Annotated in this window: 22 protein-coding genes; 5 read left to right on the top strand and 17 right to left on the bottom strand. The window is 41.0% G+C overall.

Going from position 1 to position 25,965, the window contains the following annotated elements:
* Nucleotides 1-186 precede the first annotated feature (186 nt).
* Nucleotides 187-1,257, top strand: a complete 1,071-nt coding sequence (locus L3Q70_RS07960) for a DUF3083 family protein (protein ID WP_062569013.1) — start codon at nt 187-189, stop codon at nt 1,255-1,257.
* Between the two features lie 50 nt (nt 1,258-1,307).
* Here L3Q70_RS07960 and argA read toward each other — a convergent pair whose 3' ends face one another.
* From argA to sdhC, 9 genes are all read right to left on the bottom strand, one after another.
* On the bottom strand, nt 1,308-2,648 hold the full coding sequence (argA, locus tag L3Q70_RS07955) for an amino-acid N-acetyltransferase (RefSeq protein ID WP_193988768.1): 1,341 nt from the start codon (nt 2,646-2,648) through the stop codon (nt 1,308-1,310).
* A gap of 193 nt (nt 2,649-2,841) precedes the next feature.
* Nucleotides 2,842-3,714 (bottom strand): succinate--CoA ligase subunit alpha, encoded by an 873-nt coding sequence (sucD, locus tag L3Q70_RS07950; protein WP_062569011.1) that lies wholly within the window; start codon nt 3,712-3,714, stop codon nt 2,842-2,844.
* On the bottom strand, nt 3,714-4,880 hold the full coding sequence (gene sucC, locus L3Q70_RS07945; protein ID WP_062569010.1) for an ADP-forming succinate--CoA ligase subunit beta: 1,167 nt from the start codon (nt 4,878-4,880) through the stop codon (nt 3,714-3,716). The genes sucD and sucC overlap by 1 nt, the downstream gene beginning before the upstream one ends.
* 176 nt (nt 4,881-5,056) lie before the next feature.
* Complete coding sequence (odhB, locus tag L3Q70_RS07940; protein ID WP_237115197.1) at nt 5,057-6,577, bottom strand: 2-oxoglutarate dehydrogenase complex dihydrolipoyllysine-residue succinyltransferase; 1,521 nt, start codon at nt 6,575-6,577, stop codon at nt 5,057-5,059.
* Nucleotides 6,578-6,580: 3 nt separating this feature from the next.
* The gene (locus L3Q70_RS07935; RefSeq protein WP_062569008.1) at nt 6,581-9,400 is read right to left on the bottom strand and encodes a 2-oxoglutarate dehydrogenase E1 component; all 2,820 of its coding nucleotides are present in this window, start codon (nt 9,398-9,400) and stop codon (nt 6,581-6,583) included.
* An 86-nt stretch (nt 9,401-9,486) separates the two neighbouring features.
* Nucleotides 9,487-10,203 carry a succinate dehydrogenase iron-sulfur subunit gene (locus L3Q70_RS07930; protein WP_062569007.1) on the bottom strand — a complete coding sequence of 239 codons (717 nt, stop codon included), beginning with the start codon at nt 10,201-10,203 and terminating at the stop codon, nt 9,487-9,489.
* 10 nt (nt 10,204-10,213) lie between these two features.
* A complete protein-coding gene (sdhA, locus tag L3Q70_RS07925) occupies nt 10,214-11,986 on the bottom strand; it encodes a succinate dehydrogenase flavoprotein subunit (protein ID WP_062569006.1) in 1,773 nt (590 codons plus the stop codon).
* A complete protein-coding gene (sdhD, locus tag L3Q70_RS07920; protein WP_062569005.1) occupies nt 11,987-12,334 on the bottom strand; it encodes a succinate dehydrogenase, hydrophobic membrane anchor protein in 348 nt (115 codons plus the stop codon). It lies immediately after the preceding gene.
* Nucleotides 12,325-12,702 (bottom strand): succinate dehydrogenase, cytochrome b556 subunit, encoded by a 378-nt coding sequence (gene sdhC / locus L3Q70_RS07915; protein ID WP_082401567.1) that lies wholly within the window; start codon nt 12,700-12,702, stop codon nt 12,325-12,327. Before sdhC ends, sdhD begins: the two co-directional genes overlap by 10 nt.
* A 408-nt stretch (nt 12,703-13,110) precedes the next feature.
* Here sdhC and L3Q70_RS07910 point away from each other — a divergent pair, with 408 nt between their 5' ends.
* From L3Q70_RS07910 to L3Q70_RS07900, 3 genes are all read left to right on the top strand, one after another.
* A complete protein-coding gene (locus tag L3Q70_RS07910) occupies nt 13,111-14,397 on the top strand; it encodes a citrate synthase (protein WP_062569004.1) in 1,287 nt (428 codons plus the stop codon).
* A gap of 113 nt (nt 14,398-14,510) precedes the next feature.
* Nucleotides 14,511-15,725: a SufS family cysteine desulfurase gene (locus L3Q70_RS07905; protein WP_237115196.1), complete on the top strand. Its 1,215-nt coding sequence runs from the start codon at nt 14,511-14,513 to the stop codon at nt 15,723-15,725.
* Nucleotides 15,726-15,738: 13 nt separating this feature from the next.
* Nucleotides 15,739-16,152, top strand: a complete 414-nt coding sequence (locus tag L3Q70_RS07900; RefSeq protein WP_237115195.1) for a SufE family protein — start codon at nt 15,739-15,741, stop codon at nt 16,150-16,152.
* A gap of 6 nt (nt 16,153-16,158) precedes the next feature.
* Here the strand turns inward: L3Q70_RS07900 and tcdA are convergent, their stop codons facing one another.
* From tcdA to L3Q70_RS07865, 7 genes are read right to left on the bottom strand one after another with little or no spacing between them, the layout of a single operon-like run.
* A complete protein-coding gene (gene tcdA / locus L3Q70_RS07895; protein WP_237115194.1) occupies nt 16,159-16,956 on the bottom strand; it encodes a tRNA cyclic N6-threonylcarbamoyladenosine(37) synthase TcdA in 798 nt (265 codons plus the stop codon).
* On the bottom strand, nt 16,957-17,631 hold the full coding sequence (locus tag L3Q70_RS07890; RefSeq protein WP_237115193.1) for a TIGR01621 family pseudouridine synthase: 675 nt from the start codon (nt 17,629-17,631) through the stop codon (nt 16,957-16,959).
* Between the two features lie 5 nt (nt 17,632-17,636).
* Nucleotides 17,637-18,392: a 3-deoxy-manno-octulosonate cytidylyltransferase gene (kdsB, locus tag L3Q70_RS07885; RefSeq protein ID WP_237115192.1), complete on the bottom strand. Its 756-nt coding sequence runs from the start codon at nt 18,390-18,392 to the stop codon at nt 17,637-17,639.
* Nucleotides 18,380-18,577 (bottom strand): Trm112 family protein, encoded by a 198-nt coding sequence (locus L3Q70_RS07880; protein WP_237115191.1) that lies wholly within the window; start codon nt 18,575-18,577, stop codon nt 18,380-18,382. Before L3Q70_RS07880 ends, kdsB begins: the two co-directional genes overlap by 13 nt.
* Nucleotides 18,567-19,544, bottom strand: a complete 978-nt coding sequence (gene lpxK, locus L3Q70_RS07875) for a tetraacyldisaccharide 4'-kinase (RefSeq protein WP_237115190.1) — start codon at nt 19,542-19,544, stop codon at nt 18,567-18,569. The genes L3Q70_RS07880 and lpxK overlap by 11 nt, the downstream gene beginning before the upstream one ends.
* On the bottom strand, nt 19,544-21,286 hold the full coding sequence (msbA, locus tag L3Q70_RS07870; protein WP_062568997.1) for a lipid A export permease/ATP-binding protein MsbA: 1,743 nt from the start codon (nt 21,284-21,286) through the stop codon (nt 19,544-19,546). The genes lpxK and msbA overlap by 1 nt, the downstream gene beginning before the upstream one ends.
* A gap of 59 nt (nt 21,287-21,345) precedes the next feature.
* On the bottom strand, nt 21,346-23,370 hold the full coding sequence (locus L3Q70_RS07865) for a DNA internalization-related competence protein ComEC/Rec2 (protein ID WP_237115189.1): 2,025 nt from the start codon (nt 23,368-23,370) through the stop codon (nt 21,346-21,348).
* Nucleotides 23,371-23,595: 225 nt separating this feature from the next.
* Here L3Q70_RS07865 and L3Q70_RS07860 point away from each other — a divergent pair, with 225 nt between their 5' ends.
* A complete protein-coding gene (locus L3Q70_RS07860; protein WP_062568995.1) occupies nt 23,596-24,102 on the top strand; it encodes a DUF2062 domain-containing protein in 507 nt (168 codons plus the stop codon).
* 116 nt (nt 24,103-24,218) lie between these two features.
* On the opposite strand, the gene L3Q70_RS07855 is transcribed toward L3Q70_RS07860, so the two are convergent.
* Nucleotides 24,219-25,958: a DUF3466 family protein gene (locus L3Q70_RS07855; protein WP_062568994.1), complete on the bottom strand. Its 1,740-nt coding sequence runs from the start codon at nt 25,956-25,958 to the stop codon at nt 24,219-24,221.
* Nucleotides 25,959-25,965: the final 7 nt, after the last annotated feature.

The following is a 25,965-nucleotide window of genomic DNA, read 5'->3' as shown; positions in this document are numbered from 1 at the left end:
GCATTATTACAAAAACAAACCTTAACATACAGTAGTTGAATCATGTTTATTGAAGATATTAAGTCGATTGTTGAATACATAGTTCACAGACTCGACAAAATCGGTAAAAAAATTGTTCTAACGCAATAAAATGATCATCCAGTAGCGATATAGTCCCGACAGTTTTACTTTTAATAAGGAAAAAAGATGGCTTCGCTCAATCAACATCGAGTCTATATTCCAAGCTCAGCACGTGCAAACCAATATGTGCTAGTTGAATTTAAACCAAACGATGAGTTTTTCGCGCAGTTTAGCTCAGTTAACTGCAGTTATAAGCGTCTTGCAAGGGAATTATTTGCACTATGCGACGAATATGAACTTCACAATGTTCATCTAATCGCAAATGATAAACTACCCGTGGTTCGTTATCACGATGAAGCATATAGCTTAGAAACCGCCAAACAAATTCTATTTTTTTATAATCCTCAATACCATGAAGCCCACACTATATTTGCTTCGGATGATGAAAAATGTAAAAAGATTCGCTTCTTATTCTTGGCAACCGGTGAAGAAATTAGGGCTAATGCAGCCCAGTTTCATCATAAAGTACAGCGTGTCATTAGCAGCTTACAAGATAAGCTGTTAAGCAACCAATCTTCGCTAAAAATTCGCGATCACCAACACCTTACTTATGACATGTTTGCAAAAGCAAAAGGCCATAAAGAAAGCTACGGTTATAAATTAAGAAGCCTCTACCCTCGTTATCAGTCTCGTCAATGTCACTTACCAAGTGAGCACAGTGAAATGACCTATGCGGGATTCTCAATTCCAGTGACGCGTGCGATAAAAACGCAATTCCAGCATATGCTTAACGAAGCAAACTACACACAATTTTATCAGTATATTTTTGATGCGTTTAAACGCGCATGTGAAAAACGCCAATTAACACTGGGGGCTTTTATCGCTAATGGTACCCGACCTATAGTGCGCAATAGCCATATCGATAATGCGCAAAGCAACAGTGAACTACAAAAATTGACCTTTGATTGCAGCACGAAAGAACCCCAATTACAGCATTACTGGGATGCCAAGAGCTTAGTTGACGTGCTGCATTTCGTGATTGCAGCCGCAGATAAAGATAAGCATGATATTGGTTATGGTCGATTTATGAACCAAGTTCAAAGCGCAATTAATGAAGTGACCGATGAGCTGGCATTCAACCCAACTCGGCAAGATTTACGTGTACGTTTTTATCAGCACATTAACTATCAATATTAGATAAGTAAAGTATTGAAAATTGAAGGTGACGCCCATGCGTCACCTTTTGGTTACCTGTTTTTACTCAGCTTAGTGAGGTCCAAACGCAATACCTTAGAACGGCGTTCATGGTTATAAAGCGCTTTTTTCTTTGCCGGCAACTCATCAACTGTCACTATTTCAAAGCTTTGCTCTAAAAACCAGTGAATACTCCGTGTAGTCAGTGCAAATAAATGCGAGTAACCCGCACGCTTGGCTTTATTAATAATAAACCTCAGTAGATAACTGCCGCGATCGGCATCTCGGTACTGAGGGTGAACAGCCAAACTCGCAAACTCCCCTACCTGTTCATCAGCAAACGGATACAAAGCTGCACAGGCAATGATAAGTCCATCACGTTCAATAACTGTAAATTGTTCAATTTCGATTTCTAGCTGTTCACGTGAACGACGCACTAAATAGCCTTGCTGCTCAAGCGGTCTAATAAGGTTAATGATACCGGTTATATCAGAGATAGTTGCGCTACGAAGTTGCTCTGAGCTTTGTGGTGCGATTTGTGTACCAATACCATCTAAAGAGAACAATTCTTGTAATAACGCGCCATCTTCTTTGTAACTAACTAGGTGGCAGCGATGTACACCACCTCGGCAAGCATCAATTGCAGCTTGTAAGAAAACAGTCGCACTTACACACGAATCAGCTTGGTTGCGGTAATTAGCTAAAACACGTTCCGCTTCGTTTGGCATCAACTCAGCGATTGCTTCGCCATTTTCATCTAAAATACCGGCTTCTTGACAGAAACCGAGCATTTTATCGGCACGCAGTTTTAACGCTACTTGAGTAGCAATTTCTTCTGCGGTTAAATTAAAACTTTCACCGGTAACTGATGCCGCAATCGGCCCTAATAATACAATACCGTTATTATTTAACTGATGGCGAATACCCTCTACGTCAATGCGCCTTACTCTTCCTGAGTGATGATAATCAACCCCTTCATCCACACCTAGTGGCTGTGCGATGACAAAGTTACCGCTTACCACATTCAGAAAAGAGCCTGACATAGGTGTACTACTAAGAGACGTTGATAACCGTGCTGTAATATCAAATTGCATTGCACCCGCAACTTTTTTAATTACATCAAAGGTGGCGTTATCCGTTACGCGTATCTCATTGTGGAACTGACTAGTTATGCCAACTTGCTCAAGTGCTGCATTAAACTGTGGTCGTGCGCCAAACACTAAAACAATTTTAATACCTAGGCTGGTAAGTAATGCAACATCGTTGATAATGCTGCGACAACCAGGCTGATCTATTGCCTCTCCACCAAGCATTACGACAAAAGTTTTGCCTCTGTGGGCATTAACATAGGGAGTTGACTGACGAAATCCATCGACCAATTCAGTGGTACGCACGTAATATTTACCTTGTAAAATCGGATGTTTTTAATAAAAACGAATAAACAAGATATCAGTCTAAAGAATTTATATTCACAAATAAAGCATTATTATTCCCGTTTTGTGAGTAAATTTTGACATCGATTGGCCGCAATATATCAGATACAAAAAAGGCTCGCATAAGCGAGCCTTTTTAAGAGATTGAAACTGATTACCAGCCTGTTTTCTCTTTAAGTGCATTACCGATGTCAGCTAATGAACGTACAGTTTTTACGCCCGCAGCTTCTAATGCAGCAAACTTCTCATCAGCAGTACCTTTACCGCCTGCAATGATTGCACCAGCGTGACCCATACGCTTACCTGGAGGTGCAGTAACACCCGCAATGTAAGAAACAACAGGTTTAGTCACGTTGTGCTTGATGTACTCAGCAGCTTCTTCTTCTGCAGTACCACCGATTTCACCGATCATAACGATTGCTTCAGTTTGCTCGTCTTTTTCGAACATTTCTAAAACGTCGATGAAGTTAGTTCCTGGGATTGGGTCACCACCGATACCAACACATGTTGATTGGCCGAAACCAGCGTCAGTAGTTTGTTTAACCGCTTCGTAAGTAAGTGTACCAGAACGTGATACGATACCTACTTTACCAGGCTTGTGGATATGACCAGGCATGATACCGATCTTCGTTTCACCAGGAGTGATAACACCTGGGCAGTTAGGACCGATCATACGAACACCAGTTTGGTCAAGCTTAACTTTAACGTCAACCATGTCTAGTGTTGGGATACCTTCAGTGATACAAACGATAAGCTCGATGCCTGCATCGATAGCTTCTAAAATAGCATCTTTACAGAAAGGAGCTGGTACGTAAATAACAGATGCAGTTGCACCTGTTGCTTCTACAGCGTCACGTACTGTGTTGAATACTGGAAGACCTAGGTGCGTTTGACCGCCTTTACCAGGGCTTACACCACCAACCATTTGTGTACCATACTCAAGCGCTTGCTCTGAGTGGAAAGTACCTTGGCCACCTGTGAAACCTTGACAGATAACTTTTGTATCTTTATTGATTAATACAGACATTATTTGCCCTCCGCAGCAGCAACAACTTTTTCAGCTGCGTCTGTTAGTGACTCAGCAGCGATGATGTTAAGGTCAGAACTTGCAAGAACTTCACGACCTAGTTCAGCGTTAGTACCTTCTAAACGTACTACTACAGGAACATTTACACCTACTTCTTTAACTGCGCCAATGATACCTTCTGCGATCATGTCACAACGTACGATGCCACCAAAGATGTTAACTAAAACAGCTTTAACGTTATCGTCAGATAGGATGATCTTGAATGCTTCAGATACACGCTCTTTAGTCGCACCGCCACCAACATCTAGGAAGTTAGCTGGCTTACCACCGTGTAGGTTTACGATGTCCATAGTACCCATTGCTAGGCCTGCACCATTAACCATACAACCAACGTTACCATCTAGTGCAACGTAGTTAAGCTCGAAGCTTGCAGCGTGAGCTTCACGTGCATCTTCTTGTGAAGGATCGTGCATTTCGCGGATTTTAGGTTGACGGTAAAGCGCGTTACCATCTACACCGATTTTACCGTCTAGACAGTGAAGGTTACCTTCGTCTGTGATTACTAGCGGGTTGATTTCTAAAAGAGCGAAATCGAAATCGTTGAACATGTTAGCAAGACCCATGAAGATCTTAACGAACTGTTTCATTTGAGTTGGGTTTAAACCAAGTTTGAAACCTAATTCACGAGCTTGATAAGCTTGAGGACCAACTAGTGGATCGATCTCAGCTTTGTGAATTAATTCTGGCGTTTCTTCTGCAACTTGCTCGATTTCCACACCACCTTCAGTAGATGCCATGAAAACAACTTTACGAGAAGCACGATCTACTACAGCGCCAAGGTATAATTCGTTAGCGATGTCAGTGCAGCTTTCTACAAGGATTTTAGCTACTGGCTGACCATTTTCGTCTGTTTGGTAAGTAACTAAGTTTTTACCTAACCAGTTCGCAGCGAACTCTTTCACTTCGTCGATTGTTTTAACTAGCTTAACACCGCCAGCTTTACCACGGCCACCTGCGTGAACCTGTGTTTTAACAACCCACATATCACCGCCAATTTTCTCAGCAGCTGCTGCAGCTTCTTCAGGTGTATCGCAAGCGTAACCGTGAGAAACTGGTAAACCATATTCGGCAAAAAGTTGTTTTGCCTGATACTCATGCAAATTCATGATGCTTTATCCAATTTTTTATACTAAAAGAGCTGAATATTTATGCAAATAAACAGCTATCCCAAATTGCGCACCTAGTATAAATCCCAAGGCTCGACATGAAAACCCCAGTTAGACCAAAGGCGCAAAAAAAAAGCTGCGAACATGGTTCACAGCTTAGTTTTTATACAACTAGATTAAACATCTAGTAATAATCGAGTTGGATCTTCTAGTAACTCTTTAATTGTCACTAAGAAGCCTACAGATTCTTTACCATCAATTTGGCGGTGATCATAAGATAACGCTAAATACATCATTGGTAAGATTTCAACTTTACCGTTAACAGCCATAGGACGATCTTGGATTTTGTGCATACCTAAGATTGAAGACTGTGGTAAGTTGATGATTGGTGTAGATAGCAATGAACCGAATACACCACCGTTAGTGATAGTGAAGTTACCACCAGTCATATCATCTAAAGATAATTTACCATCACGACCTTTAAGTGCTAACTCGCGAATACCCTTCTCGATTTCAGCAACTGATAGCTTGTCACAGTCTTTAAGAACTGGCGTAACAAGACCACGTGGTGTAGAAACTGCGATGCTGATATCGAAGTAGTTGTGATAAACGATATCATCACCGTCGATAGATGCATTAACTTCAGGGAAACGCTTAAGTGCTTCAGTCACTGCTTTCACGTAGAAAGACATGAAACCTAAACGGATACCGTGGCGCTTTTCGAATACTTCTTGGTACTGCTTACGAAGGTCCATGATTGGCTTCATGTTCACTTCGTTAAATGTAGTTAACATCGCAGTTGAGTTTTTAGCTTCAAGTAGACGATTAGCAATTGTTTTGCGTAAACGTGTCATAGGCACACGTTTTTGTGTACGGTCACCCATAGGCGCAGCTGGTGCAGAAGCTTCAGCTTTTGGTGCAGCAGCAGGTGCTTTTAAGAATTTATCAACATCTTCTTTAGTTACACGGCCATTTTTGCCAGTGCCTTTGATTTTAGACGCATCAAGACCTTTCTCAGCGATTAAACGACGTACTGACGGTGTTAATACGTCAGAGCTGTCATTTGAGTCGCTAGAAGCGGCTGGCGCTTCTTCTTTAGCAGCAGATTTAGCTGGCGCAGCACCGGCTTTAACAGTACCGATTACTTGCTCACCTAGCACGGTTTCACCTTCTGCGTGAATGTGCTCACCCATGATACCGTCATCTTGGGCAACAACTTCAAGAACAACTTTATCAGTTTCGATGTCAACTAAGTTTTGGTCGCGAGTTACCGCTTCGCCTGGTTGTACATGCCATGTAGCAATTGTCGCGTCTGCGACTGATTCTGGAAGTACAGGTACTTTAATGTCCACTTCTTTACCTTCTGATGCTGGTGCTGATTGCGCCGCAGCCGGCGCGTCTTCTTCTGATTTAGCTGGTGCTGATTCTTTAGCAGTGTCATCACTTGCTGGTGCTTCATCAGCATCACCAAGTAAAGCAATTACTTGCTCGCCAAGAACAGTTGCACCTTCTTCTTGTGAAATTTCAGTAATTACACCATCATTTGGTGCAACAACTTCTAAAACAACTTTGTCTGTTTCAATATCTACCAAATTCTGGTCACGGCTTACTTTATCGCCAACACTTACGTGCCAAGTCGCTACGGTAGCATCAGCAACCGACTCAGGAAGTACAGGAACTTTAATTTCTGTGCTCATTGCTTATCCTTTCTTTTCAATAGTAAGCGCATCTGCAACGAGCGCTTGTTGTTCTTTTGTATGCACTGACATGTAACCACATGCAGGCGATGCCGAAGCTTTACGACCAGCGTAAGTCAATTTAGCGCCTTGTGGGATTGCATCAACAAAATGGTGTTGTGAACAATACCACGCACCTTGGTTTTGCGGCTCTTCTTGGCACCACACAAAGTCTTTAACATGCTGGTAACGCTGCATAATTGTATCCATCTCATCATGAGGGAATGGATATAGTTGCTCAACGCGAACAATAGCAATGTTATCTAGTTCTTGCTTACGACGCTCTTGTAGTAGCTCGTAATAAACTTTACCACTACAAAATACAACGCGTTCCACTTTATCAGCTGCAATATCATCGATCTCATCGATCATATTGTGGAACACACCTTCAGATAACTCTTCCAGTGTTGATGTTGCCAGCGGGTGACGAAGTAACGACTTAGGTGTCATAACAATCAATGGACGACGAAGTGGACGTACCGATTGACGACGCAGCATTGCATATACTTGCGCAGGTGTTGAAGGTACACACACTTGCATATTGTGATCAGCACACAATTGCAAGAAACGTTCAAGACGTGCTGAACTATGCTCAGGACCTTGCCCTTCATAACCATGAGGAAGTAAACATGTAAGGCCACATAAACGGCCCCATTTTTGCTCACCTGAGCTTAAGAATTGGTCAAATACAACTTGTGCGCCGTTAGCAAAGTCACCAAACTGTGCTTCCCACATAACAAGTGATGTAGGCTCAGCGGTTGCATAACCGTATTCAAATGCAAGAACTGCTTCTTCAGATAATACAGAATCGTATACTTCAAATGCACCTTGATTCTCACTGATGTTTTGCAGTGGTAAGTAGGTAGATGCATCTTGTTGATTATGAACAACAGCATGACGATGGAAGAACGTACCACGACCAGAGTCTTGGCCAGTTAAACGAATGTCAGTGCCCGCATCAACAAGGGTTGCGTAAGCAAGTGTTTCTGCCATACCCCAATCAAGTGGTTTTTCACCGGCTGCCATTTGCTTACGATCGTCGTAGATTTTCTTAACACGTGATTGCGCTTTGTGGCCTTCAGGGTAGCTAGCAACGATATTACCAAGCTCTTTAAGCTTTTCTACTGAGACTTTTGCGTCATACTCTACATTCCAATCGTGACCAACAAATTTAGCCCAATCAGAAGAGTGTGACGTTTCTGGTTGAATTTCTTCAACAACACAGTTACCACCGTCAAGGCCATTGCGGTATTCATCAGCAAGTGCTTTTATTTCTTCTTCTGAGAATGAACCTTCAGACACAAGTTGGTCTGCATAGATAAGACGCGGTACTGGGTGCTTTTTGATTTTTTGGTACATAAGAGGCTGAGTCGCATTTGGCTCATCCGCTTCGTTATGGCCATGGCGGCGATAACATACTAAATCAATCACTACATCACGTTTAAATTGATTTCTGAAATCAAGTGCGATTTGTGTAACAAATGCAACTGCTTCAGGATCGTCAGAGTTAACGTGGAAAATTGGTGCCTGAACCATTTTCGCAATATCAGTACAGTATGGCGTAGAACGTACATCCGACTGTTTTGATGTTGTAAAACCAACTTGGTTATTAACAACAATGCGGATACTACCACCACAACTAAATGCATTAGTTTGCGATAAGTTAAATGTTTCTTGTACAACACCTTGACCTGCAATCGCAGAGTCACCGTGAATAGTGATTGGTAATGCTTTAATCCCTGACTTGTCACCTAGGCGATCTAAACGCGCACGAACCGAGCCCATAACTACTGGGTTTACGATTTCAAGGTGAGATGGGTTAAACGCAAGTGCCATATGCACATTGCCACCCTTAGTTGCAAAGTCAGATGAGTAACCCATGTGATACTTAACATCACCTGAGCTTAATGTGTCTTTGTGTTTTCCAGCAAACTCATCAAATAAATCAGAAGGGTTTTTACCTAATACGTTTACTAGTACGTTCAAACGACCGCGGTGAGCCATACCAATAACGGCTTCTTTTTGCCCGCTTTCGCCTGCACGATGAATTAGCTCTTTAAGCATAGGTACTAATGCATCACCACCTTCAAGTGAGAAACGTTTAGCACCAGGGAATTTTGCACCTAAATACTTTTCAAGACCATCAGCAGCTGTTAAACCTTTAAGGATACGCAGCTTTTCATCTTTTGAAAAAGTAGGACGTGATTGCACTGATTCCAAACGCTGTTGTAACCAACGTTTTTCTTCAGTTGAAGTGATGTGCATGTACTCAGCACCAACTGACCCACAATAGGTCGTTTTTAGTGCTTGGTATAACTCACCAAGAGGCATGGTTTCGCGACCTACGGCAAACGAACCCACATTGAATTCACGGTCAAAATCAGCTTCTGATAAATCGTGATATTCCAATTCAAGATCACGAACACGTTCGCGTTGCCAAATACCTAATGGATCTAGGTTGGCATTTTGGTGACCACGGAAACGGAAAGCATTAATAAGTTGTAGCACTTTGACCTGTTTAGGATCGCCAGAGCCACCCTCTGCTACCACTACCTCTCTATGCTTGTTTTTAGCAAGCTGTGCAAATTGTGCACGAACTTCTGAATGTTTAACGTCAACATCCACACCATCAACTTTTGGTAATTGTTCGAACACTTCTCGCCATTCTTCTGGCACAGAAGTCGCATCATCTAAGTACGCTTCATAAAGCTCTTCTACGTAAGCAACGTTACCGCCGTTTAAGTGAGAAGATTCTAGCCATGCCTTCATCACACCTTCGTGCATTTATAAGCCCTTTTCTTTAGCGCAGAAATTAATTGTTATAAAAACAAGGTGGTTAATAAATTAACCACCTTACATATTCAATATCCTTAAACCGAGCGGTTTAAAAGCATTGATTTGATTTGTCCAATCGCTTTGGTCGGATTAAGACCTTTTGGACACACGCTAACACAGTTCATGATACTGTGACAACGGAACACGCTGAACGCATCGTCAAGGTCTGCTAAACGCTCTTCAGTTGCTGTATCGCGGCTATCTGCCAAGAAACGATACGCATGAAGAAGGCCAGCAGGACCAATGAACTTGTCTGGATTCCACCAGAACGAAGGACACGATGTTGAACAACATGCACATAAAATACACTCATACAAGCCATCTAACTTATCACGTTCTTCAATTGATTGAAGACGTTCACCCGCCGCAGGCGTGTCATTAATTAGATAAGGTTTTACCTTTTCGTATTGAGTGTAGAACTGACTCATGTCAATAACAAGGTCACGTACCACTGGTAAACCTGGTAAAGGACGAATTACGATTTTACCTTTGCCACCTTTTAGTAGCGTTGATAAAGGTGTAATACACGCTAAACCGTTTTTACCATTCATGTTGATACCGTCTGAACCACACACACCTTCACGGCATGAACGACGGAATGATAATGTTGGATCTTGCTCTTTTAATTGCATAAGCGCATCCAATACCATCATATCTTGGCCTTCTTGCGTTTCTAGCGAGAAGTCTTGCATACGTGGTGCATTATCAACATCTGGATTGTAACGATAAACCGAAAATTGTACTTGTGCCATCGTCTCGCTCCTAGTATGTACGTGCTTTAGGTGGGAAAGCTTCACGCAGTTTCGGCGCGTAGTTAACTTCACGTTTCGTCATTTCATCTGTAACTGGGTTAAAGATTGAGTGACATAACCAGTTTTCATCATCACGATCTGGGTAGTCAAAACGAGAGTGTGCACCACGGCTTTCTGTACGGAAGTTTGCAGCTACTGCAGTTGAGTAAGCTGTTTCCATCAAGTTATCTAGCTCTAAACATTCGATACGTGCAGTATTGAACTCTGTTGACTTGTCGTCAAGACGCGCATACTGAAGACGTTCACGAATTTCTTTAAGCTCTTTAAGACCTGTTGCCATTGCCTCACCTTCACGGAATACCGAGAAGTTAAGTTGCATACACATTTGTAGATCTTTCTTGATTTGTACTGGGTCTTCACCTTGGCCAGCTTTAGAGTTTTCCCAACGGTTAAAGCGTGCAAGTGATGCTTCAAGGTCTGATTCAGACGCATCTTTACCTGCTTCAACACCGTTAAGGTATGTGCCTAAGAAGTTACCAGCTGCGCGGCCGAATACAACTAAATCAAGTAGCGAGTTACCACCTAGGCGGTTAGCACCGTGTACAGATACACATGCAATCTCACCTACAGCGAATAAACCTTCAACTACTTTCTCTTGGCCGTTTGCATCAATTTGTAATGCTTGACCATTTACGTTAGTTGGAACACCACCCATCATGTAGTGACATGTTGGGATAACTGGAATTGGTTCTTTAGCTGGATCAACGTGTGCGAACGTTTTCGCAAGGTCACATACGCCCGGAAGACGTAAGTTAAGTGTTTCTTCACCTAAGTGGTCAAGCTTAAGCTTGATGTGTGGACCGTATGGACCATCACAACCACGACCTTCACGGATCTCAGTCATCATTGAACGAGCAACAACGTCACGAGACGCTAAGTCTTTCGCATTTGGCGCGTAACGTTCCATGAAGCGTTCGCCGTCTTTATTTAGAAGGTAACCACCTTCACCACGACAACCTTCAGTTACAAGTACACCAGCGCCGGCGATACCTGTTGGGTGGAACTGCCACATTTCCATATCTTGCATTGCAACACCAGCGCGTGTAGCCATACCAACACCGTCACCAGTGTTGATGTGAGCATTCGTTGTCGATGCGTAGATACGGCCTGCACCACCTGTTGCTAATACAACAGCTTTAGATTTGAAGTAAACAACTTCGCCAGACTCGATGTCGATTGCAGTACAACCAACAACGTGACCGTCACTGTTCTTAACTAAATCTAGTGCATACCACTCAGAAAATACGTTAGTTTTGTTTTTAACGTTTTGTTGGTAAAGACAGTGTAATAGCGCGTGACCAGTACGGTCAGCTGCTGCTGCAGTACGTGCAGCCTGTTCACCACCAAAGTTTTTCGACTGACCGCCGAAAGGACGTTGGTAAACACGGCCATTTTCAAAACGAGAAAATGGTAAACCCATGTTTTCTAATTCAGTAATAGCTTCTGGGCCTGTTTTACACATATATTCGATAGCGTCTTGGTCACCGATAAAATCGGAACCTTTAACCGTATCGTACATGTGCCATTCCCAGTTATCTTCATGCGAGTTACCCAAAGCTACCGTAATACCACCCTGTGCAGACACAGTGTGAGAACGTGTAGGGAAAACTTTTGAGATAAGTGCACAGGTTTTGCCTGATTCAGTGATAGCTAGTGCTGCGCGCATACCCGCACCACCTGCACCAATCACTACAGCGTCAAATTCACGAACAGAATAATTCACTTAAACACCCCATAAAACGATTAGACCTATTGCTACGTAAGCAACAGCCATAAGGTTTAATACAAAGCCTAAAACAGCACGTAATTTAGCGCATTTAACATAGTCAGTAAGAACTTGCCAAAGGCCGATACGGGTGTGAACCATAATGCAAACTAGGGTAATTAAGGTGAACCCTTTCATTGCTAGGTTTGAAAAAAGGCCTTGCCAGGCTTCGAAAGTGACTTCAGGCGTGCATAAGAAGTAACCAATAATAAAAATAGCGTAAGCGCTAATTATTAAGGCTGTCGCACGAAGCGATACGTAATCTTGTACACCATCACGTTTAAGAGTTGCTTGATTTAAAACCATATCCACACTCCTGCTAGAATTGCAGCTACAACGCCTAAAGCTAATGCAACTTTAGCGCTGAAGTTTCCTGACTCAAGTTCTTCCCAGTGACCCATATCCATAATGATATGACGGATACCACCGATTAAGTGATACGCCAATACAGAAATAGTGCCCCATGCTATGAATTTGGCAATGAATCCGCTGAACAGACCCTTGACGAATTCAAAACCTTCTGCAGAAGAAAGAGACTCAGACCACGCCCAAATGACAAACGTTAAAGCAAAAAATAATGCAACACCGGTGACGCGGTGAAAAATTGATGCTTTAGCCGTTGCCGGCATAGATATAGTTGTTAGATCTAGATTTACAGGTCTTTGCTTTTTCACAGTTACTTGCCCATCTTGCCCACTAGGAGCTCATCTACTTGTTTTTCTAAAACCCATCAAAATGAATTTCGATGGAACTATCTAAGTAAACCGTGTTGATACACAAAAAGTTCACACTTATGCAAAACTCAAATGTAAAAATAAAGTTTACCTACAGACAATACGGTATAAAACCTTGGATAGTATATATAGCCAGAGGCCTTTTTACAATTCTTGTTTAGTAAGAGTCGTTTGCGAATTAGCCAATGGTATAATATTTAATCCTGACAGAATATTTATTATCCATTTGTGCATAATGTTTATAAAAATTGACTTTAACCCCCTCTTTCACGTTAAAATGAAAAGAATGTGCTTAAACAGATTCAGAACATAACAATCAGAGTTGTTATCTTAATAGGAGATAAATAGATGGCGGATAAGAAAGCCACGGTCCATATTGATGGTCTTGATCCAATCGAACTTCCAATTTACCAAGGCACTGCTGGCCAAGACGTAATTGACGTACGTACGTTAGGTTCTCACGGTCACTTTACTTACGATCCAGGTTTCATGTCGACCGGTTCTTGTGAATCTTCAATCACTTACATCGATGGCGGTAAAGGTGTTTTACTACATCGCGGCTACCCAATCGAACAACTTGCTGACGAGTCTAACTACGTTGAGCTATGCTACTTACTATTAAATGGTGAGTTACCAACGAAAGAACAGTACGAAGCATTTGCGCAAGAAATCACGCACAACACAATGCTAGATACTAAGATTGCTAACTTCTTCCAAGGCTTCCGCTTTGATGCTCACCCAATGGCGATGCTATGTGGTGTTGTAGGTGCGCTTTCATCGTTCTACCATGAAGACTTAGACATCACTGATGCAACACAACGTAAAACAAGTGCTATCAAGCTAGTTGCTAAGCTGCCAACAATCGCAGCAATGGCTTACAAATACAATGTAGGTCAGCCATTTGTTTACCCACGTAACGATTTAAGCTTTGCTGAAAACTTCTTACACATGATGTTTTCAGTACCTGCTGAAGAGTACAAAGTTAATCCAGTGCTTGCTAAAGCAATGGATAAAATCTTCATGCTTCACGCTGACCACGAGCAAAACGCGTCGACATCAACGGTACGTTTAGCGGGTTCTTCAGGTGCTAACCCTTACGCGTGTATCGCTGCCGGTATCGCATCTTTATGGGGCCCTGCGCACGGTGGTGCTAACGAAGCATGTCTTAACATGTTAGAAGAAATTGGCTCTGTTGACCGTATCGACGAATATGTTGCTAAAGCAAAAGATAAGTCAGATCCTTTCCGTCTTATGGGCTTTGGTCACCGCGTATACAAAAACTTCGACCCACGTGCCACAGTAATGCGTCAAACATGTCACGAAGTACTTGCTGAGCTTAACATTCAAGATCCACTTCTTGATATCGCAATGAAGCTTGAGCAAATTGCGCTAGAAGACCCATACTTTGTTGAGAAGAAACTTTACCCTAACGTAGATTTCTACTCAGGTATCATCTTAAAAGCAATCGGTATTCCAACAAGCATGTTCACTGTAATCTTTGCAATGTCACGTACTGTTGGTTGGATCTCTCACTGGGATGAGATGCTTTCTCAACCTGGTCACAAGATCAGCCGCCCTCGCCAGCTTTATACTGGTGAAACAAAGCGCGACTACGTATCAACGGACAAGCGTTAATTTTTGCTTAAATGCTTAAAAAAGGCCGCACAGCGGCCTTTTTTATTGCCCTAGACTTGTCTATTTATACAAAATAATTAAAATCGTCGCATTCTCGCTGTAAAAGGGCTTCCATGTTTGATATTGCAAAAATACGTGCTGATTTTCCTCTGCTTAAACAACAAATTAATGGGCAGCCATTAGTCTACTTAGATTCAGCAGCCACATCACACAAGCCGCAAGCTGTCATTGACGCTCTCACGCACTTTTACAGTGCTGAAAACGCCAACGTACATCGTGGTCGTCATACTCTTAGTGACAACGCAACTCGTAAGTATGAACAAGCCCGTAAAAGCCTTGCCAACTATTTTCAGGTAGAAAGTAATGAGCTAGTCTGGACGAAAGGGGCGACTGAGTCGATTAATTTAATTGCGAACGGCTTAACATCTAAACTTAAAGCGGGTGATAAAGTCGCTATTTCAGCTATTGAACATCATGCGAATATTGTGCCTTGGCAACAACTTGTGAAGCGCATTGGCGCTGAATTAATTGTTTTACCAATTACGAGTGATTTGGTCATTGACGCTCAACAGTGCGCAGAGTTTATCGAACAACATAAGCCCAAAGTCGTTGCTATCACACATGCATCAAACACGCTGGGGAATATCACAGACTTAGCCCCTATCATACAAGCGTGTAAAGATATTAATGCTATTTCAGTCATCGATGGTGCACAGGCTGCAATGCACTTACGCCCCAACTTACGAGAAATTGATTGTGATTTTTATGTGTTTTCCGCACATAAAATGCTTGGCCCAACAGGCTTAGGTGGCTTATACGGCCGCTTTGAATTGTTAAATTCACTTGATGCTTACCAAACAGGTGGCGAAATGATTGAAACAGTGAGCTTAACACAAAGCACTTTTCGAGAGGCACCAGGAAAATTTGAAGCAGGAACTCCAAATATTGCGGGTGTCATAGCCTTTAATGAGGCGATTGAATATTTAACTTCGTTAAATTTTCAGCAGATGCGTCAACATGAGCATACAGTTTTCAGTTATGCGATAAAACAATTATCAGCAATTGATGGTATTACCATTTACTCTCAACATCACAATAACATTGGTAACATCAGCTTTAATTACAAAAATGAGCACCCTTTCGATTTAGCGACTTTGTTAGATGGTTTTGGTGTTGCTGTACGAAGTGGTCATCACTGTACCCAACCGATTATGAGCCAATTATCAATTTCGGGGACTGTTAGAGCCAGCTTCGCTTTATACAATACTAAAGAGGATGTTGATGCACTTATCACCGCCCTTAAAAATAGTATTGAATTATTAGATTAAACTTGGATTAAACATGAATTCACCTTTTCAAGCCGTAACAAAAGACATTGAAAATGCAGCAGGCTGGCAACAAAAGTACCGCCAAATAATGCTATTAGGTAAACAGCTACCCGTTATGCCTGAAGCGCTTAAGGTAGATGATGCATTAGTTAAAGGCTGTGAAAGTAAAGTTTGGTTATATATTGAGTTTGATCACACGGAAAATAGCCTCGTATTGGCTGGAGATTCCGATACTCGAATTGTTAAAGGGTTACTGGCATTAATTTTGGCCTTATACAATGGTCTAACGCCGCAGCAAGCAACTCAAATAAATGCATATGATGAATTTGAACGACTTGGTCTAATTAGCCATTTAAGTCCTTCTCGTGGTAATGGCATCAAAGCCATGGTCGATAAAATTCAAGCCATGGCTGAGCAAAAGCGCTAAAAAACGTTATTTTAAACTACGCTGTTTCTTATCTAGGTATTTTCTAATCGCTTTGGCTGCAACAAAAAAGCCAAAGCTGCCTGTAACCATGGTCGCAGAGCCAAAACCATTATTACAGTCCATATTCATTGAACCATCTGCACCTTGTTTTGCTTGGCAAACGTCACCCTCTGAGGTTGGATAGACAAGCTGCTCGGTCGAATAAACGCAATCGACGTTAAACTTACGCTTAGGATTGCTACTAAAGTTGTACTGCTTTCGCAAGATATAACGAACTTTTGCAAGAAGTGGATCATGCGTTGTCTTAGCAACATCACCAAAATTGATTTGACTAGGGTCAGTTTGCCCGCCCGCTCCACCGGTTGTGATAACGGGTAATTTTATACGTTTACAATGGGCAATTAGCGCCGCTTTTTCTTTCACTGCATCAATACAATCAATCACATAATCAAAACCTTGAATATGCTCACGAATATTATCTAGCGTTATAAAGTCATCAATCACATTAATTTTAATATCTGGGTTAATCAGCTCACAACGTGTTTTCATTGCTTCGACTTTTGCTTCACCTACGGTGCCAGTCAAAGCATGAATTTGACGATTAACATTGGTTGCGCATATATCATCTAGGTCTATCAATGTCAGTTGACCAACCCCTGTACGTGCTAACGCCTCAGCAGCCCAACTACCTACGCCACCAATACCGATGACACAAAAATGTGCTTGTTGCAGCCAATCAAATTGTTGATGACCATATAAACGCTTAATACCACCAAAGCGAATGTCTTGTGTTGTTTCTTTCATTTACCAATCCAACGTCCAAGGAGTCTGCCACTCTTTGAATTCGTCTGCGTTAAAAACTTCATTGAGATATGCGCCTGTTGTATGCGCATATCGATATTCTTTAAGCTGCCCTTTATAACTAAATTGCAATGCATAGGCATGCAAATTAGTTCGCTCGTCCAAGCTTCCAGCGTAAGTTGCATCACCGAGTATAGGGGCACCAATACTTTTCATTGCCACTCTTAATTGATGTGTCTTACCAGAAAATGGTTTTAATAAATATGCACGCAAACCTGGACGAATACTTTTAGAGTAAAAGCGAGTAACCGCTGGGTTTTCTTGGCTTTTTAGTAACTTAAATGCACCTCGACGACTTTTTTGCATATCGCCTTTAATCCAGCCTTGCTTTTTTTTAGGCTTAGTATCGCTAACGGCTATATAAAACTTATTAACCAGATGCGCTGTGAAAAGCGTTGTAAACTCCGCTGCGGTCTGCTTGTTTCTAGCTAAAATAATTAACCCTGAAGTCACTTTATCTAGGCGATGAACAGGAAATAACTTTTCGTTCACTAGTTGCTCTGCAAGCACGACAAAGCCGGCACATTCTTCACTGTGAAAGCTAACACCTGCGGGTTTGTAAAAAACAAAAAAGTCATCTTCACGTGCATGAAGATGAACCCTATTCATTTCAGTCATTGTTACTAGTTGCTCAAAGTGGCTATGACACGCGTAAGATCTTCAGGTGTATCCACACCGGCTTGAGGCTCACACACAGCTCCTGCAATTTTAATTTTATAGCCATGATATAAAACGCGTAATTGCTCAAGTGACTCAAGTTGTTCTAAACGCGATTCAGGTAGCGCAATATATTGTTGAATAAAGCCTGCGCGATAAGCGTAAATACCAATATGACGCGCATAGTCAGCAAGATTTAGTTTGCTATTATCATCGTTCATCATTGCGTCACGATGGTAAGGAATGGGCGAACGCGAAAAATACAGGGCATTTTGTTCTGTATCACTGACAACTTTGACACAATTGGGATTGAAAATGTCATCTGTATCAGTCATATTTGCACTTAACGTTGCCATGGGTGCATCTGACTCTGCCAGTAATTTTGCCACTTGAGTTACGTTTTCACTGGCAAGTAATGGCTCATCACCTTGTACATTAACAACAATAGTGTCGCTTGTAAGATTGAGCTTTTCAACTACTTCGGCAAGACGTTCTGTACCCGACTGATGATCTTCTCGTGTCATCAACACATTATCAGTGAAGTCTTTTACAACATCAAACACGGCTTGATGATCGGTAGCAATATACACTGCACTGGCACCCGATGCAGCCGCTTTTTCATAAACATGCTGAATCATCGGTTTACCACATATATCCGCTAAAGGTTTACCGGGTAAACGGCTAGACGCGTAACGTGCAGGGATGACTACTACGAATTCCACTTATCAACCTCTTCTTGGCTTAGTTCACGCGCTTCGTTTTCAAGAAGTACTGGAATATCATCTTTAATCGGATAAGCTAATTTCGCAGCTGTACTAATAAGCTCTTGATTTTCTTTATCAAGGTGCAACTTACCCTTACACACTGGGCAAGCAATAATTTCAAGTAATTTTGTATCAAAGGCCATGGAGGATCCCTTTTTGTTTTAATAATGAATTTAATTTTTCAATAACAGCGGCTGTTGGCCTAGCGTCTACGGGTAAATAATACCAATTTGACTTAGCAAAACTAAAGCATTTTACGGCGTCTTTTTCAGTCATAAACACGGGCTCATTCTCAAATGCTAAAAAGTCAGTTGCTTGATAATTATAATGATCCCGAAAATGATGTGTCGATAATAAATTTATACCTTGTTTTTCAAGGCTCAACTCAAAGCGTACCGGGTTGCCAATGGCGCTGATCGCGTGTCCGTTTGTTGGCGTTTCTGCGACTTGTTCAGACGACGATACTAATCTAAATTGACTTGCATTCAAATCATAACTGTAGGCTGTTTCGCCACCATTCTCGACAACTAAATCAACTGACTTTAAGCGTGCTTTCGTTTCTCGAAGTGGGCCTGCCGGCATTAAAAGTCCATTACCAAATTGACGTTCACTATCTACAATACAGCACTCTATATCACGCGCCATTTTATAATGTTGCATACCGTCATCTGAAATAATGATATCGATGTCGTGGTTTTGTAACTGCTCGATACTTGCTTGGCGATCGGGGCCAACCATCACAACACAGCCTAAACGACGTTTAATAAGAACCGGCTCATCACCCGCTTCACTTGTGGCTGTATCGTCAGTGACTAAAAGCGGATAACTTGCTGACTTACCACCATAACCGCGACTGATCACTGCGACCTTCAGTCCCTGTTGTTGCAAATACTGCGCTAACCAAATAACAAACGGCGTTTTACCATTACCACCCACACTAATGTTACCAACAACAATTACTGGCACATGGGCTTTAAACGCTTTGAGTATATTAATTTTATAAAAGTTTTTTCGCAGCGTTGAAATCAACCAAAAAATAACACTTAGCGGCAAGAGTAAAACAGTTAATAGGCTTGGTCTTTTATACCAGCTTTTTTCAATGACACTCACTACTGCTCACCAAATTGCATTTTACATAAGGCCGAATAAGTACCGTCTTTACTTAAAAGCTCAGAATGCGTGCCTTTTTCGATAACCTGACCATGATCAATTACATAAATACAATCACTGTTTTCTATAGTCGATAAGCGGTGTGCAATCACTATCGATGTTTTCTGTTTCATCAAAGTATCAAGTGCTTGTTGAATTAGTTTTTCGGATTCAGTATCCAGTGCAGATGTAGCCTCATCTAGAATGAGAATAGGCGCATCTTTTAAGATAGCACGGGCGATGGCAATACGTTGACGCTGCCCCCCTGATAACATCACACCGTTTTCACCAACCATGGTGTTCAAACCTTCTGGTAAATCCTTAACGAACTCCCAAACATGTGCTTGTTTAGCAACGGCCATTAGTTCATCATCTGATAAAACACGATCTAAACCATAACAAATATTATTAGCAATTGTGTCATTGAACAGAACAACCTGTTGCGATACTAAAGCAAACTGTTTACGCAAATCAGTTAGCTTATAATCAGATAAGGGCACCCCATCTAATAATATTTTACTCTCTCCTTCGAGCTCATAATAACGGGGTAAGAGGTTCGAAATTGTTGACTTTCCTGAGCCTGAGCGCCCTACTAATGCAATACTTTCCCCTGCTTTAATTTCGAGTGATAAGTTTTTTAAAACAGGTTCATCTTTTGTAGGATAACGAAAAGTTACGTTTTGAACATCAATGTGCCCAGTTACTTTATCGGCTTTATGCGTTCCTGTGTCTTTTTCTACTTCTTCATCAAGTACTAGAAAAATACTTTGCGCCGCAGAGATACCACGTTGCAGGTCACTGTTGACATTAGACAACTGTTTTAATGGACGCAGTAGCATCATCATGGATGAAATTAATAATACGAAATCACCTGAACTAATAGTGTCAATCATCGAAGGCATAGACACGACCCATAAAATCACTGCCATCGCGCTCGCAGCGAGGATCTGAATAACAGAAACACTGAGTGCTTTAGTGGCATCCATTTTAATTCGTTGCTGACGGTTATGGTTATTGATTGCCGAGAATTGTGAAATCTCTTGCTTTTGACCACCAAAACCATGGATCACTTTGTGACCTGAAAGCATTTGTTCTGAGCTTCGTGTAACTTGCCCCATGGCTGATTGAATTTTTTTTGAAATTTTACGAAAACGTTTTGATACGAACGCAACAATCACTGCAACCAAGGGGATAATAACTAAGAATATTAGCGATAATTTCCAGCTGGTATAAAACATGTTGAATAGTAAAAAGACCACAAATGCCCCTTCTCTAACAACAATAAGTAATGCTTTCGTAATTGCTTGTTGAACTTGCTCAGTATCAAAGGTGATTTTTGAAATTAGATCACCGTTTGAATTTTTATCATGAAAAGAAACAGGCAAATGTAAGATATGCTCAAACAATTGCTGACGTAAGCTTCTAACAACTTGTGAGCCTACATAGCTTAAGCAATACGATGACATATAATTAAACATGCCACGACCTAGCACCAATGCAATAACCACAAAGGGGGCATAAGTTAAAACTTGTGTGTTACGGGCATTCAAACCTTCATCAATAAATGGTTTCATTAAATTGATAAACAATGCATCCATTGCTGAGTAACCAATCATGCCGACAATAGCAAAAAATGCAATAAGCTTATAATCACTCACATAACTAATTAAGCGCTTATAAATTTGGGATGTAGTTTGATCCATAACACTCTCTTATTCATAGACTTCGACTATTGTAGCCTTATGGGGGTAAAAACAAAACGTCAATCTTCTTCGAACCAATAACTTTGTGACTTACGCGCAAATTCTAGCTGGTAATCATTTTGATAAAAGGTGATTCGTATATGACCTAGGTTGGCCGTTGTAAATTGAGGTATATGGTGCTGCTGATAACGCTTTACAACCTCAGGATGAGGAAAATTCCACTGCCCTTGATAAGCAGCAGAGTGAATCACAATATCAGGTGCGACTCGCTCTATAAACTCAGAACTTGAAGACGTATTACTACCATGATGTGGACTTACCAACACAGTGCTTTGTATACGCGTGTCACTTTCAACTAATGCTTGCTCTACCAATTTAGAAATATCGCCAGTTAATAATACTTGATGGTTTTTATTCTCCACCATGACTACACAGGACTGATCATTCTTGTTGGTCGACAATGTGGAATGATTGATAGTTCTAACGCTTAGATTTTCAATCTGAAAAAACACCTTTTCACAGGCCTGATCAAGGCCATTTGGATGGAATGTACTAAGCGTTTTACCAAAACCAGCTGCCTGCCAACTATCTAACCCTCCTGCATGATCATTATCTCGGTGGCTAACAACCGTTGCTATAACCTCAATATTATGACGTAAAATATAAGGGAGCAGTACTGAGTTTATATAATCAAACCGTCCAAAGTAGCGCGGCCCTAGATCGTAGATTAGTGCTTTTTGATTTGCACTAACCATAACCATGAGTCCATGACCAACATCAAACACATCTAACTTAAATTCACCTTTTGCTGTTAAATGCCAATCAATCAGTGCTAACGCTAATGGAACGAAAACCAGTCGCTTATAAGGTGAGAAAAGTAGGATTACTAAAATGATATAGCACAATAAGAGTAAATTAAAGCTGGGTAAATAAAAGTTTAGCCATCGCCAATCTGAAGGTATTGACGTTAGATATTGGTAGCCTTGATATAAAAATGCATCAAAGAATTGCCATAACAAGCTCAAATCGAACAACATTGATAAAAAGCTGTACGCGACTAATAATGGCATTAATATGATGCCGAGTAACGGCACAGCAATAAGGTTTATGACCAATCCAATGACGCTAATCCCTGCAAAATAATAAAGCGTGATCGGTAACAACCCTAAGAATAAAGCACATTGAATTATGACTAACTGAACCATTCCCCTTGCTAGCTTGAATTTTGGGTAAGAACGGTAGTTCAGTGTTAAAAAAATAATTATGACCGCAATAAAACTAAAGTAGAGTCCAGGATTTAATAAAGAAAAAGGATCAAAAAATAATAAAATGGTTAACGCATATAGAATGGCTCGCCAACGTAGAGGCTGCTTTGCAAAGCTATAAACTATTAAATAACAGGCCAGCATCAACAGTGCTCGTGTTGCAGAGACAATGAAACCACTGAGGTAGACATAAAAAAATGCAAGCAATAGCCCAATAACTACAAATAGCTTATTAAGGTTATTCTGTTGACTATACTTTACAGAAAAAGTACCGAACAAAAACTTACTGGTATAAAAACCAATCGCGAATATTAGACCAATATGTAAACCTGAAATAGCCAGTAAGTGACTTAAACCAAGTTCTTTTAAATGCACTTTATCAGTGTCTTTGATTTTACTTCTGTCGCCGGTTAATAATGCATAATACAGCCACTGCATCCTCATCTTGTCTGTGATAGAAAATATAAAACCACGGTATGACTCACGCGTAGTGGATTTTTGCTGTGATGAGACTAACACGCTTTGACCTACAGAGCGGCCCTCATATAATACACGCTCAGACAATGCGAAGCGCTCTGCATCAAATACATCAAAGTTCTTTACACTCCTAAATGGCTTTAGCTTTAATTTGCTGGTTAATACATCCCCTACGTTAACTTCATTATCACTAATGATACTTAGCATAGCAAAAGGGGTCGCTTTGAAGTTTTTATCCAGGTTTGATAAATCAATAATCTTGGCTTTTACGTAAAACGGAGATTGGCTTGAGTGAATGGATACGATTTCAATTTTAGCATCAACGGTCTCATTTCTTTTCAAGTCCTTGTAAGGAAGACTATAAAAATAGTGGTCGTTAAGAAGTACAACCAAAATAGCGCAAATAAATCCTAACAAAACTGACGAAAAAGGCTTAAAATAAGCACCAGCTAAAACAATAGCAAAACTGAGTATATAAAACGCCGCAGTGTGCAAAGTATAAACGGTTATAAAACAACCGAATATAAATCCACTGCATAACCAAATAGATGTAAATGGTTGCTTTAAATGGCTAAAAAAACGATCCAACGGTTTTTACCCGATCATAACAAGGTAAGAGATCATAAATATTTAAGAATTTTTGGTCGTTTGTTGCATGATGCAAATTTATGGCATCTTAATCGACGCTCAGCCCGTGGGGCATTTGCAGTCGGTTTGTTTTTTGCCTTCATCCCCGTTCCTTTTCAAATGGTTTTAGCTGCCGCACTTGCTATCCCTTTACGCGTTAATTTACCCATCTCGGTTGCGACGGTTTGGATAACCAACCCGCTGACTATGCCACCTATTTTTTATTGCTCCTATATCGTTGGCACGATTGCACTTGCCCAACCACCACAACATTTTCAGTTTGAACCTAGCTGGCAATGGTTTTTAGACAGCCTGACAACAATTGGACCAGCATTCCTTGTTGGCTCACTCATCTGCGCCACAGCTGCAGCTATTATTGGTTATTTTGGAATCGATATGCTGTGGAAACGCTCTGTGCGTAAAGCTTGGCTACATCGACATAAATAAAGTACCCAAATAAACAACAGATGTATAGACAAAAAACCCAGCAAAAGCTGGGTTTTTAATGGTCATTCATTTTATACCAACATGCTTAAGTATTATCGCATGTTGGTATCGGATTATTATTTTCTGAACACGCGGCGCATTGCAGCAAGTGGCAGTAATAGTAAAGTGTACCAAGGGAAGCTTGATGATTGACGCTCATATTCTTCAATCTCTTGCGCAGGGCATTCTTCAACACTACCGCTGGTAGGTGTTAATTTAACGGCTACAGCAACACTTTCATATTCAATATTACCGTCCACGTCTAGCACAACATTACCAAATGTGTCTGTCTTCTCAACCGTTTTGGTTGCAACACCAAAAATCTCATTGTTGTTGTTAATTGCTTTCGCCTCAGCAACAGTATACTTAAAACGGGTCTCGCCATCAGCTTCGTAACAAGGTAGTAAGCTATTTATGTTAACAATTTTGTCTTCACCAATTGTATACATAAAGCCTTCTCGACGGCGACTTGATGAATTGAAAATATCAGTTTCACCTTCACCAACAATCACACCGTTGTCGTTAATGTCGTTTGCTAAAGAACTAGAGCTTGTGAAAAAGTCTGTCGGAAAAACAACGCTATTACTGTTTTTATCGAAATAGAAGAACTTAGTACGGGTAGTGCCTTCAATACGCTTATTGGCATAGCCAACAATGATATTATCATCATTAATTGCGAGCGCCTTACCGCCAACCCAGTCATCATCTTGATTAATAAATTGTTTTACTTCGCCATTTTCAAAGTAAACAGGCATCGAATAACGTCTATCGTCATAACGTACATCAGATGTACCGGCAATCAGGCCATTTTCGTTTACAGCAAATGCATTACTTCTAAAGGCAAAGTCTTCGTCATCTTCTGGTGTGATTGCTAAACCAAAAACCTCAGTGTTGGTAATATTTAGGCTATTATCAAGTGTCCATTTAACTGCGCGTTTATCAAATAAGCCAGTTGAAATGTTTCTATCTAAACTTTCAATACAGTCCGATACTGGTTCGTCTTCACCGTCACAGTTATCGTCAATGTCTTCTTGGCGATCAACAGGAATGCCTGTTGATACACTGCCAACTACAACGTAACCATCACTGGTTTGCACGATATCAGTCGCAATACTTGTACCACCATACTCATTAAACTCGGGTACTAATGGCACTTTTACACCGTCAGGACTGATTACAATACCACGGCTGATAAACTCACGTAAAAAGTGCGTTTCTTCTTCGTCTTCATCCGTTTGCGTAAAGGCTGTTTTTTCGTAAGGCGCACTGCCCCAACCTACCATTACACCATCATCGGTGACTGCGTTTAATAAATTAGTCGTTGAGCGAGTCAAACCGTCATAATCAAGTGACTGTTCATCAAAAAGAACTTGCTCAGAAGCGCCTTCAGGTGTGTATACCGTAGTAAGCGCACTTGATATCTTTTGATACTCGGAATTAGTTAAACGACCAGATCGAGCATCTGTTACAAAAGAGATCATAAACGCATGTGCATCTGCATTGGTATTTACAGCATCGTTATTTTCAATATCATCGAGTGTAAATGTGATCTCTTTGTCGATAAGTTCATAGCTAGCTTTAGTTGCATCGTATGCATTTCTAATCGCGCTATCTTCAAAATCGATATAAGAGATATCAATAGGCAGTCGATAAACACCATTTGCTAAACCAATAATATGACCGTTTTCACTGACATCGGTAACATAGCTGTGTTTTGCACCATCTAATCGACCTAGCTCAGTCAATTGATATGTTGCGCTCATTGCTGAGGTGCTAAGAGTCGCTAATATACTGGCAGCGAGTAATTTATATTTCATTTTAATC

Origin of the sequence: Pseudoalteromonas sp. CF6-2, assembly GCF_021729425.1 — a bacterium.
GTDB classification, from domain to species: Bacteria; Pseudomonadota; Gammaproteobacteria; order Enterobacterales; family Alteromonadaceae; genus Pseudoalteromonas; species Pseudoalteromonas arabiensis.
Note: the sequence above shows the minus strand (reverse complement) of the source record. Positions and strands in the feature narration are given on the sequence as shown.